Below are 10,731 nucleotides of genomic sequence, written 5' to 3' on the forward strand. Positions count from 1 at the left end.
TGGGTGAGGGCGCCGGCCGACCCGCGGGCCGGCCGGCCGGCCCGTCAGCGGGCGGTGACCGCCTCGCGCGGCAGCGCCAGCTCGTCCCAGATGCTGTCCAGCGCCTCGGCGAACTTCTCCACGTCGGTGGTGGTGTGGGTGGCCGACGGGGTGACCCGCAGGATCTCCTCACCGGTCCGCACGCTGGGCGCGTTGATCGACTGGACGTAGATGCCGTGCCGCTCCAGCAGCAGGGCGGAGGCCTGCTGGCAGAGCAGGTCCTCGCGGACCAGCACCGAGACGATGTGGGTGTCCGGCGAGACGAACGGGATGCCCCGCTCGTTCAGCAGCCGGTGCAGCAGCAGCGCGTTCTCCCGCAGCCGATCGCGCTCGACCTCGCTCGCGCGCAGGTGCTTGACCGCGGCGAGCGCACCGGCGGCCAGCGCCGGAGCCAGCGAGGTGGTGAAGATGAAGGGCCGCGAGAAGCTGCGGACCGCCTCCACCAGCACGGCGTTGCCGGCGATGTAGCCGCCCGCGGTGCCGTAGCCCTTGGCCACGGTGCCCATGATGACGTTGAAGCGGTCCGCGATGCCCTCCCGGGCGGCGATGCCGGCGCCCTCGGGCCCGTACATGCCCACCGCGTGCACCTCGTCCAGGAACGAGGTTGCCCCGTAGCGGGCGGCCAGCTCGGCGATCTCGGCCAGCGGGGCGATGTCGCCGGACATCGAGTAGACCGACTCGGTGACCACCAGCTTGGGCCGCTCGGGGTCGGCGGCGGCCAGCAGCTCCGCCAGGTGGGCGGTGTCGTTGTGCCGGAAGATCCGCTTCTCGGCGCCGCTGTGCCGCAGGCCGTCGATGATCGAGGCGTGGTTCAGCTCGTCCGAGAAGACCAGGGTGCCGGGCATCCGGCCGGCCAGCACGGTCAGCGCGCCGTCGTTCGCCGAGTAGCCCGAACTGAACAGCAGCGCCGCCTCCTTGCGGTGCAGCTCGGCCAACTCCTGCTCCAGCAGGACGTGGTAGTGGTTGGTCCCGCCGATGTTGCGCGAACCGCCGGAGCCGGCGCCGAAGGCGTCGACCGCGCCCTTGATGGCCTCCAGTACCGAGGGGTTCTGCCCCATGCCGAGGTAGTCGTTGCTGCACCAGACGCTGACCTCCTGGCCGGGGCCGAGCGATCCGGTGCGGGCCAGTGCGCTGGGGAACTGGCCGGCGCGCCGGCCGATCTCCAGGAAGGACCGGCGGTTGTCACCGAGCTTGTCCAACTCGTCGGCGAAGAAGTCCAGATGCTGGGTCATGTTCTCAACTCGCTCTCTGCCGGGTGCTCGCGAAGGGGGTGTCGTTCAGAGGGGCCGCCCATAGGGGCCGGCTCAGACGATCGGGTAGAGCTCACGCAGCAGTCGCTTGTCCGGCTTGCCGGAGACGCCGAGCGGAAGTTCGTCGAGGAAGCGGGTCTCCTCGGGGGCGTGGGCGGCGGAGAGCGCGGCGCCGACGTGCGCGCGGATCTCCTCGTGGCTCAGCCGCGCCTGCGGCTTCAGAGCCACTGCGGCGTGCACGTGCTCCAGGTTGTCCAGGTCCCGGACCCCGTAGACGGCCACGTTCGCGACGCCCGCCAGGGTGGCGATCTCGCGCTCCACCGCGGCCGGGTAGATCTTGACGCCGTCGATCTTCACCACGTCGGCGATCCGGTCGGCGAGCGAGAGCAGGCCCTCCTCGTCGAGCCGTCCGATGTCGCCGGTCAGGAACCAGCCGTCGCGCAGCGTCCGCGCGGTGAGCGCCGGGTCGCCCAGGTAGGCGTCCAGCAGGCTGCCGGAGCGCACCCACAGCTCGCCGGTCTCCCCGGCCGGCAGCTCCGCGCCCGACTCCGCGTCACGGACGCTGATCTCCACACCGGGCAGCGGGCGCCCCACGGTGGCCCGCAGCCGCGGGTCGTAGTGGCCGTCGGGCAGCAGGATGCTGACCGCGCCCGCCTCGGTGCTGCCGTACATCTGCACCAGCACCGGGCCGAAGACCTGGACCGCCTCCGCCAGCTTCGCGGGCGCCGCCGCGACGCCGGTGTAGATCAGCGCCTTGAGCGAGGCCAGGTCGGTGCCCTCGGCCTGCACGGCCGCCATGGTCTGGTAGACGTGCGGGGTGGCCATGAAGGTCAGGGTGATGCCGTGCTCCGCGATGGCCCGCGCCACCGCAACCGCCTCGAAGCCCTCGTGCAGCACGACGACTCCGTCGGCCAGCAGCACCGCGTCCGCGATCCCGCCGACCACGAAGGCCAGCGGGGTGGCGACCAGCAGGCGGGTGCCCGGCTCGGCCGGCAGGGCGCGGGCCCGGGCGTCGTTGACCGCCGTGGTGATGCAGACGCCCTTGGGCTTGCCGGTGCTGCCGCTGCTGAACGAGACCAGCGCGTACTGCCGCGGGTCGCGCACCGGCAGCTCGCCGAGCTCCGCGACCAGCTCGGCGGCCGAGGCGACGCCGCCCTCGTCCGTCAGCGCGCTGTCGCCCTCGGCCACCGTGAAGCGGCCCGGAGCGCGCTGCGCCAGCTCGGCCGCCCGGTCGGCGTTCTCCCCGTCGGTGAACAGCACCTGCGCGGTGGCGTCGAACAGGATCCGCAGCTGCTCGTCGGCGGAGAGCACGTAGGCGGTGGAGCCGGGGTTGGTGCCGCGCACGTACATCACCGCGCCGCCCAGCAGATGGGTGGCCCAGCGCACGGTGAGCATCAGCGGGCTGTTCGGCGCCACCAGGACGGCCACCGTGGTGCCGGGGCCGATGCCCAGCTTGCGCAGCGTCTGCACCGTGTCGACCACGGAGCGGGCGAGCGCGCCGGCCCGGACCTCCCGGCCGCGCCAGTGCACGGCCACCCGCTCGGGGGCGGCGCCGAGCGCGGACAGGATGTCCAAGGCGTAGCAGTCGGCCGCCGACGGCTGCTGCGCTGCGCTGCCCGTCTCTGTCATCTGGGTCTCCATCGTCGTGCCGTCGTCGTCGTGGTGCCGTCGTGGTGCCGAGGTCGTGCCGGGATGGTGCCGGGGTCACACCGAAGTCGCCATCGGCGCAGGGCCCTTGCCGGAACGCCGATCTTTCTCAGCCTCCCGCGGACCCGGCTCCGGCGGGAGGGGCGAACGACGTAGCCGAAGGTCGGAGCCCTGCCTCGACCGGCGGACCCGATCGGCCACCCCCCGGTGCCCCGATCGGCTACCCCGATCGGGGACCGCTGACTTCCCGGCGGCATTCTGCTTAGATGATTCGCGCGTAACTCCCCTGTCCTGCCGCCACCTTCCCGTCGCGGCGGCGCTCTGCCATCCGGCTCCCGCGCGCACCGCGGCCCGGCGACCGGCTGCCGGGCACTCCCTCGGCCGGCCGACCACCCGTCCGGGCAAGCAGGTCGGCCCGGCATCCGGGCCCGTCCCCAGCTGCGCGCCGATCAGGCTGCCGACCGGTCCACCCCGGCCGTCGGCGCCCCGAGATCACCGTTCCCGCTGTACCCGAACAACGCATCAGGAGACCGAAGATGGAAACAGCGCGCTGCCCCTACCGGTTGGACCCCAGTGGTCAGGACATCCACGGCGAGAACAGCCTCGTCTTCAAGGAGGGGCCGGTCGCCAAGGTCGAGCTGCCCGGCGGCGTGGAGGCCTGGGCGGTGGGCAGCCAGCAACTGGTCAAGCAGCTGCTCGGCGACCCGCTGGTCTCCCGCAGCGCCCGGCAGCACTGGGACGCCTTCAAGAACGGCGAGATCCCGCTGGACTGGTCGCTGATGGTCTGGGTGGCGGCCGAGAACATGTTCACCGCCTACGGCCCCGACCACCGCCGGCTGCGGCGGCTGGCCTCCGGCGCCTTCACCGCCCGCCGGATCGAGTCGTTGCGCCCGCGGGTCGAGGGCATCATCACCGAGCTGCTGGACGGGCTGGCGGCCAACCCGGCCGGTGCCGCCACCAACATGCGCGAGGGCTACGCCTATGCGATCCCGATCCAGGTGATCGGCAGCCTGCTCGGCGTTCCCGAGGAGCGGATGCCCGACCTGCGGGTCTGCGTGAAGACGATCTTCGACACCACCGTCACGCCGGAGGCCGCGCAGGCCAACGGCGAGCGGTTCTACGGGCTCCTGGTCGAGCTGGCCACGCTCAAGTTCAAGGAGCCGGGCGACGACCTGACCAGCGCGCTGATCGCGGTCCGCGACGAGGAGGACGGCAGCGCGCTCAGCCAGGAGGAGGTGGTGGAGACCCTGATGGCGCTGATCAGCGCGGGCCTGGAGACCACCGTCAACCTGCTGGACAACTCCATCCACCTGCTCCTGAGCCACCCCGAGCAGCTGGCGCTGGTCCGCTCCGGACAGGCCACCTGGAGCGACGTCGTCGAGGAGTCGCTGCGGCTCCAGGCCCCGGTGGCGAACATCCCGCTGCGCTTCGCGGTGGAGGACATCCAGGCCGGCGACGTGCTGATCCGCAAGGGCGAGGCGATCCTGGTCGGCTACGCGGCCGCCGGGCGCGATGCGACGGTGCACGGCGAGAGCGCCGCGCAGTTCGACGTCACCCGGGCCAACAAGGAGCACGTGTCCTTCGGTTACGGCGTGAAGTTCTGCCTGGGCGCGGCGCTGGCCCGCCTGGAGGCCACGGTGGCGCTGCCCGCGCTCTTCGAGCGGTTCCCGCAGATGGCGCTGGCCGACGAGGAGTTGATCCCGCTGGCCTCGTTCATCACCAACGGGCACCGGACCCTGCCGGTGATCCTGCGCCCGGCCGAGAGCTGACCTGGCGCCAGGAAGACCGCAGAACGGCGGCACACCCCGTGGGGTGTGCCGCCGACGGCGTTGCACAGGCTGCTACGGCCGGGGGAGCGCGGCGGTGAGGTTCTCCACCAGCTGGGCCTCGGCGCGCTTGATCGACTCGGTGGTGCGGGCCGCGTAGAGGTCGTGCACCTCGACCCCGGGCAGCCGCAGTGTCTCCTCGGCCGCTGCGTGGGCCGCGCAGAGGTCCAGCACGATGCGCCCGGCCCGCTGCGACTGCCACTGCCGCAGCGCGGGTTCGGCCATCGGCAGGCCCAGCGTGGTGACGACCACCAGGGCGGTGGCGGGCACCAGCGCCAGCTCCGTGGGGGTGACCACGTGCCGGTAGGCGGGGGAGTGGAAGGACAGGAAGTCCGAGCCGCCCAGCACCTCGGCCAGCGGCGCCCAGCGGGGCTCCGCCGCGCCCGTGCTGCGGGGGGTGGGCGTGTGGAAGGCCACCTCCATGCCCAGCGCCAGGCCGACCCGGCCCACGCTGCGGGCCACCGGGCCGTAGCCGACCAGCCCCAGCCGCTTGCCCGTCAGCTCGCCGGGGTGCGGGCCCTTCAGGCCGTGCCGGGCGTGCGCGAGCAGCTGCTCGACGACGAACTCCACCGTGCCGGCGTCGCCGTAGCCGTAGATCGGCGCCACCGTGATGCCGTGCCGCTCGGTGTACGCCAGGTCGACCCGGCCGGTGGTGGTGGCGCGCAGGCCGAGGTAGCGCAGCGCGGGCAGCCGGCCGAGGAGCTCGGCGTCCAGGACGTCCTTCCAGCCCGCCAGCAGGGCGTCCGTGCGGTGGAACGCCTGCTCCGCCGGCCCGGCCGGCGGCCACTCGGCCAGCGCCAGCGGCGGTGCCTGGCTCAGCGGTTCGAGCGCCGCGAGCAGGTCGGCCGAGGGCCAGACGCCGGGCAGGACGGAGATCTGACGGAAGGTGGGGCGCTGCGTCATGCTGCCTCCTCGGGGGGAAGGGTGCCGCCGGTCACGAGGAGACCGGGGGCACCACGGCGTCGATCAGGTGCGGCCCGGGTTCGGCCAGCGCCCGGCGGAGCTGGGCGGTGAACTCCTCGGCGGTGCGGGCCCGGGTGGCCGGCACGCCCATGCCGTTCGCGAGCGCGACGAAGTCGAGCCCGGGGATGTCGATCAGCGACCTGCTGCGCTGGACGTCGGCGCCCTGGAAGGCGCCCAGGCGCCGCAGTTCGCCGTCCAGGATCGCGTAGGAGGCGTTGTCGAAGATGACGGTGGTGACGTCCAGCGCCTCGCGGGACTGGGTCCACAGGGCCTGCGGGGTGTACATCGCGCTGCCGTCCGCCTCCAGGCTGATCACCGGCCGGTCGGGGCAGGCGACGGCCGCGCCGGTGGCGACCGGCAGCCCCATGCCGATCGAGCCGCCGGTGATGTTCAGCCAGTCGTGCACCGGCGCGCCCGCGGTGTACTCGGGCAGCCACTGGTCGGAGGTGATCGCCTCGTCCACCACGATCGCGCCCTCCGGCATCAGCGCCCCGAGCACGGCGGCGGCCTTCTCGGCGGTCAGCTCACCGCTGGGCAGGCCGGGGCGCTCGGCCTCGGCCACCACCGGGGCGGTGCGGGGGGCGACCAGCTCGGCCAGCCGGGCCAGCGCGGCGGGGTCGCTGCCCAGGTCGTGCACCTCACAGCCGTCCGGCAGCAGGGTGCTCGGCTGGCCGGGGTAGGCGAAGAACGCCACGGGGGAGCGCGCGCCGGCCAGCACCAGGTGCCGGGCGCCGGCCAGCCGGGCCGCGGCCAGGTCCCTCGGGTAGGGCAGGCGGTCGAGCCGCGGGATGCCCGCGCCGCGCTCGTGGCGGGCCGGGGACTTCTCGGCCAGCAGGTCGGCCCCGGTGGCGGCGGCGATCCGGCCGGCCGCGTTCAGCCCGGCGCGGCGCATGTTCGCACCGCCCACCAGCAGCACGCAGCCCTCGGTGCCGAGCAGCAGCTTGGCGACCCGCTCCACGGCCTGCTCGTCGAGCGGGGCGGGCGCGGGGGCGGGCACGGGGGCGGCTGCCCCGCCCGTCGACCAGCAGACGTCGGAGGGCAGGATCAGCGTGGCGACCCCGCCCGGCAGGTGGCCGACGGCCGAGGTGGCGGCGGCGATCGCCTCGGCGGTGTCGGCGCCGGCGCGCGCCGCGCTCTCCGGGCGGCCCACCCACTTCGACACCGCGCCGGCCAGCGCCGCGATGTCGGAGTTCAGCGGGGCGTCGAAGGCCCGGTGGTAGGTGGCGTGATCGCCCACGATGTTCACCAGCGCGGTGCCGGCGCGGCGGGCGTTGTGCAGGTTGGCCACCCCGTTGCCGAGCCCGGGGCCGAGGTGCAGCAGCGTGGCCGCGGGCTTCTCGGCCATCCGGCCGTAGCCGTCGGCCGCGCCGGTCGCCACCCCCTCGAAGAGGCAGAGCACGAGGCGCATCTCGGGTGTGGCCACCATCTCGGCCACCAGGTGCATCTCGGAGGTGCCCGGATTGCTGAAGCAGACGTCGATGCCGCCGTCCACGAGGGTCCGCAGGACGGCGTGCGCGCCGGTGGTGCCGCTCATTGTCACGTTCGTTTCCGTTCGGTGCGTTCGGTGCGTTCGGTGCGCTGCTCCCAGCGCCGTTCGTCGAGGGCTCAGCGCTCGATCAGGACCTTCAGGGCGGTGCGCTCGTCCATCGCCCGGTAGCCCTGCGGCAGCTGCGCCAGGCCGACCGTGAGGTCGAAGACCGGAGAGGGGTCGATCGTTCCGGCGAGGACGTCCGGCAGCAGCTGCGGGATGTAGGTCCGCACCGGGGCGACGCCGCCGCGCAGCGCGATGTTCCGGTCGAAGAGCAGCTCCAGGTCCAGGCCCGCGGTGCTGCCGTGCGGCACGCCCACGTAGCCGATCGAGCCGCCGGCCCGGGCGATGTGCACCGCCGTGGCCATGGACTGCTCGCTGCCCACGGCTTCCAGCACGGCGCAGGCGCCCTGGCCGCGGGTCAGTTCGCGCACCGCCTCGACGGCGGCCTCGCCGCGCTCGGGGACCACGTCGGTGGCGCCGAAGCGGCGGGCGATGTCGGTGCGCTGCTGGTGGCGGCCCAGCATGATGATCTGCTCGGCGCCCAGTCGCTTGGCGGCGAGCACGCCGCACAGGCCGACCGCGCCGTCGCCGACCACCGCCACCGTCGAGCCGGGGCGCACCCCGGCGCCGAGCGCGGCGTGGTGGCCGGTGCCCAGCACGTCGGACAGGGTGAGCAGCGCGGTGAGCAGCCGCCGGTCGGTGGCCGCCTCGGCCGGGAGGCGCACCAGCGTCCGCTCGGCGTACGGCACCCGCACCGCCTCGCCCTGCCCGCCGTCGGCGCCCGGTGCCCCCCAGTAGCCGCCCTGCTCGCACGAGGTGCTCAGGCCCTCGGCGCAGTAGTCGCACACCCCGTCCAGCCAGACGAAGGGTGCCACCACCAGGTCGCCGACGGCCAGGGCCGTCACCTCGGGGCCGATCTCCTCGACCACCCCGAGGAACTCGTGGCCGATCCGCTGGCCCGCCTGCCGGTCGGCCACGCCGCGGTAGGCCCACAGGTCGGTGCCGCAGATGCAGGACAGCAGGACCCGCACCACCGCGTCACCCGGCCGCCGGACCGCCGGGTCCGGCACCTCCTCGACGCGGATGTCGTGCGGGGCCTGGAAGACGGCGGCGCGCATCCGGACGCTCCTCTCCTCGGCTGCTCGTAGGTGTCACGGGTCACGGGTAGGGGAGCGGGTCGGCGACGCAGGCCGCGCCGACCTCGTGCAGGGTCAGGCCGACCCGCTCCTCGCAGGCGGTCACCTCCGCGCGGCGCAGCTCCTCGGGCAGCTCCCCGCCGCCGAGGCCGAGCGGGTAGAGGCCGTTGGCGGCGACGTCGAGGGCCACCGCCCGCAGTCTGCGGAGCAGTTGACTGGTGATGGCGTCCTCGTCCACCGGGGCGCGCAGCGTCATGAAGAAGTTGTCGTAGAGCAGTGCGGTGCGCTCCGAGGGGCGCACGGCCGGGCCCAGCATGGCCTGCTGCAGCAGCGACTTGCCGCCGGGCACCAGCCGGGCGGCGATGCCGTCGTGGATCACCTTGTTGGTCTCCACGGCCTGGGCCAGCCGGGCCGCCTGCGGGGTGCTGCCCCGGGCCAGGCCGCGGCCCCGGAACAGGCCGCGCACCGGGGCGTAGTCGGAGGCCCAGGCGCCGCTGAAGCTGCGGTGCTGGAGGAACATCCGCGGCCTGATCAGGTCCTGGTAGAGGTCGAGCGGGCAGGATCCGGTGTAGAGCAGCATCGCGCAGTAGCCGTAGGCGTAGGCCTCCAGCCGGGCGAACGCGGCCGGCTCCGGCTCCTGCTGCGGGCCGGCCTGCTCGATCAGACGGCCCATCAGGTGCCAGATGAGGAAGGTGACCTGGTGGCCGGTGATCCAGCGGAACCAGAAGAGCTGGTCGGCGGAGCGCTCCTGGGTGGACTCTGGCAGGTCCAGCGGGCGGCCGTCCGCCAGGAAGCGCAGCTGCAGCAGGGTCAGGTCGCGGTCGCAGGACAGGGTCGCGGGCGGGGTGGCGCCGGTGGCCCGCGAGTGGCCCGCCGCCGGCATCGCCAGCGGCTCCAGCCCGTAGGGGAAGTCGCCGAAGTCCCAGTCACCGATCCCGGTCTGCTCGGCGAGCAGGGAATCGCCCGAGCCGCTCACCGGTCGCCCTCCGGCACGAAGGTGAATTCGTACTCCAGGCCGTTCACGTCGAAGACGTAGAGGCTGTGGACCCCGTCGGAGTCGACGACGATCTCGGTGGGCAGGTCGGGCCGGGCGAAGGTGTAGCGGCCCGACTCGTACAGCTCGATCCAGCGCCGGCGCGCCGCTTCGAGGTCCTGCGGCTCGGCGACCTGCAGGCAGGCGTGCTGGAACTGGAAGCCGCGCTCGTCGGGCAGCACGCCGTCGTGGTCCGCGCGGTCGAAGAGGTGGAAGCGGAGGTCACCGGCGGCGACCTCGATCAGACGGCGGATCCCGGGCAGCCGGCTGAGGGTGAGCTCGGAGAACGTGTCCAGCTCCCACTTCTGCTCGGCGTCGAAGAACTCCAGGTACCAGGCAAGGCAGTTGTCGAGGTCCGCGGTCTGCACACCCAGGTGGTGGATGCGCGGGGTGACCAGCTGATTCATGGCAGAGTCTTCCTTCCGGGTGTCAGCGCGACTGGCCGGGGCCGGTCGTTGATGGCATGGCGGGTCCCGTCTGGTAAGCCGTTGGACTGCTCGGTCCGCGGGTGTGGCAGTCTCGGCGGTTGCCCGGCCGTAAGCGCCGAGCAACCCCACGGGCCCGCGCCGGCAATATCGAAGTCGCTTTCCCGGCGGACGCTGGTCCAGTCGGCGACGCCATCGTGGTGGTCGCCGATGACAGCGCCGAAGTGATTGGTATGTACCGCATCTGACGGATCGACAGATCGACGACTCGGGATGGCGGCCACGGGTCCGGGCACACGCATGGCGGGTCATCGGGATCCCCCGCGGCCATCATTGTCGGGTTGCCCGCTCGTCGCAAGCATTCCCTTGCGCGGGCTTGCCCACCAGGGCGGTCGGCGGCCGGGAGTCGATGCGTCCCACCTGGGGAGTGCGGGTCGCATCACTCATCAAGGCGTGTACGAAGGGGAGTTGGCGGGTACGAGGTCGGCTCCTCGCGGGGTGCGACGGGCGCCGGGTTACTGTCATGTGCCCGACCATGTGCCCGACTGGCAAGTATCGTCATCATGTTGATCACACGTCACCAGTTTTCATTGCATCTGGCCAGGTGCTCGGGCTAGGCTCGCTTTAGACGGGGAGCTTGTAAGGATTTGACTGCGGTGCGGCGGCTCGGGGATGGGGCCGCGGGGCAGCAGGCGCTTGTTCTGTCGGGCGGAAGTTGACAGGGGGGCCACGATGAAGTTCCGGACGTCGTAGCGGGATCTGCCCAGTCCGCTGGGGTGGGTGGCACTGCGGTCTCTTGCCGGTGCCACCGGTTTCCTGGGCACACTTCGAACGCCGCCGACCCGGTCGGCCAGGTGATTTCGAGGCATGCCCTGCAGGGG

The 10,731-nt window shown here is 73.1% G+C and carries 8 protein-coding genes; 1 reads left to right on the top strand and 7 read right to left on the bottom strand.

Annotation, left to right across the window (positions count from 1 at the left end; genetic code table 11):
* Positions 1-44 precede the first annotated feature (44 nt).
* Entirely contained in the window at positions 45-1,271 is a 1,227-nt protein-coding gene (hemA, locus tag OG294_RS36210) for a 5-aminolevulinate synthase (protein WP_327070800.1), read from the bottom strand.
* Positions 1,272-1,343: 72 nt separating this feature from the next.
* On the bottom strand, positions 1,344-2,918 hold the full coding sequence (locus OG294_RS36215; RefSeq protein ID WP_327070801.1) for a class I adenylate-forming enzyme family protein: 1,575 nt from the start codon (positions 2,916-2,918) through the stop codon (positions 1,344-1,346).
* A gap of 554 nt (positions 2,919-3,472) precedes the next feature.
* Here OG294_RS36215 and OG294_RS36220 point away from each other — a divergent pair.
* Positions 3,473-4,705, top strand: a complete 1,233-nt coding sequence (locus OG294_RS36220) for a cytochrome P450 family protein (RefSeq protein ID WP_327070802.1) — start codon at positions 3,473-3,475, stop codon at positions 4,703-4,705.
* A gap of 72 nt (positions 4,706-4,777) precedes the next feature.
* On the opposite strand, the gene OG294_RS36225 is transcribed toward OG294_RS36220, so the two are convergent.
* The 5 genes from OG294_RS36225 to OG294_RS36245 all read right to left on the bottom strand — a co-directional run bounded on the left by OG294_RS36225 (position 4,778) and on the right by OG294_RS36245 (position 9,832).
* Positions 4,778-5,665 carry an NAD(P)-dependent oxidoreductase gene (locus OG294_RS36225; protein ID WP_327070803.1) on the bottom strand — a complete coding sequence of 296 codons (888 nt, stop codon included), beginning with the start codon at positions 5,663-5,665 and terminating at the stop codon, positions 4,778-4,780.
* A 31-nt stretch (positions 5,666-5,696) separates the two neighbouring features.
* Complete coding sequence (locus OG294_RS36230) at positions 5,697-7,259, bottom strand: acetolactate synthase large subunit (RefSeq protein WP_327070804.1); 1,563 nt, start codon at positions 7,257-7,259, stop codon at positions 5,697-5,699.
* 71 nt (positions 7,260-7,330) lie between these two features.
* Positions 7,331-8,374, bottom strand: coding sequence for a zinc-dependent alcohol dehydrogenase family protein (locus OG294_RS36235; protein WP_327070805.1), 1,044 nt, complete (start codon positions 8,372-8,374; stop codon positions 7,331-7,333).
* A 40-nt stretch (positions 8,375-8,414) separates the two neighbouring features.
* Positions 8,415-9,368 (bottom strand): hypothetical protein, encoded by a 954-nt coding sequence (locus tag OG294_RS36240; protein ID WP_327070806.1) that lies wholly within the window; start codon positions 9,366-9,368, stop codon positions 8,415-8,417.
* On the bottom strand, positions 9,365-9,832 hold the full coding sequence (locus tag OG294_RS36245) for a VOC family protein (protein ID WP_327070807.1): 468 nt from the start codon (positions 9,830-9,832) through the stop codon (positions 9,365-9,367). Before OG294_RS36245 ends, OG294_RS36240 begins: the two co-directional genes overlap by 4 nt.
* Positions 9,833-10,731: the final 899 nt, after the last annotated feature.

This window comes from Kitasatospora sp. NBC_01302 (assembly GCF_035976515.1).
GTDB lineage: Bacteria > Actinomycetota > Actinomycetes > Streptomycetales > Streptomycetaceae > Kitasatospora.